Below are 572 nucleotides of genomic sequence, written 5' to 3'. Positions count from 1 at the left end.
ATCCCTCGAACAGCACAGTCGTACTGCCGTCGTGGTCCGCCAGCTCGACCCGCACGTCGATTTTCTCCTCGGTCGGTGTACACGTCGGACAGGGAGCGACGAGCCAGACGTACGCTGGGTTGTCGTCGACGGCGAGTTCGAACGAGGCGGTCTCGGGTTGGTAGAGTCCAAGCGATGCGGTGTACGAGTCGTTCTGCCACTCCGCGGGGGACAGCACGTCGACGTCGAGCTCGAACGAACCGGTGGTGAATTGCGCCTTGGTTGTCTCGGTGTCTGTGAGCATCGCGGCGACGCCGCTGCCCGAGCCGGCCGCCGCACCGGTCGCAGCGAGCCCGTACAGGAGTTTCCGCCGCGACAGTCCGCCCGGCCCGTCAGCCACCGTGCGTCCCCCCGTCAGTTTCTACGGTGGTGGTCTCGCCGGCGGCTGCGGCCGCGGCTCCGCCGTCGGGATCGTCTGGAGGGCCGTCTTCGGTGTCAGCAGGGGGAGCGTCATCTCCGGCGGTGCTCGCGTACAGGCCGCCGACGAACAGGAAGCCGATTCCCGTCGCAACGGCTCCCGTGATCGCCCAGGC

The 572-nt window shown here is 68.2% G+C and carries 2 protein-coding genes; both read right to left on the bottom strand.

Annotated features, from left to right (window positions below; genetic code table 11):
- On the bottom strand, positions 1-379 hold a 379-nt coding region (locus tag DEQ92_RS21565), incomplete at its 3' end, for a twin-arginine translocation signal domain-containing protein (RefSeq protein WP_115821759.1).
- Positions 372-572, bottom strand: a 201-nt coding sequence (locus tag DEQ92_RS23585) for a hypothetical protein (protein WP_158547655.1), incomplete at its 5' end; no start/stop codon positions are given. The genes DEQ92_RS21565 and DEQ92_RS23585, both read right to left, overlap by 8 nt.

Source organism: Haloferax sp. Atlit-6N (assembly GCF_003383195.1).
In the GTDB taxonomy this organism is placed as follows: Archaea; Halobacteriota; Halobacteria; order Halobacteriales; family Haloferacaceae; genus Haloferax; species Haloferax gibbonsii.
This window is presented reverse-complemented; position numbering and strand designations above follow the sequence as displayed.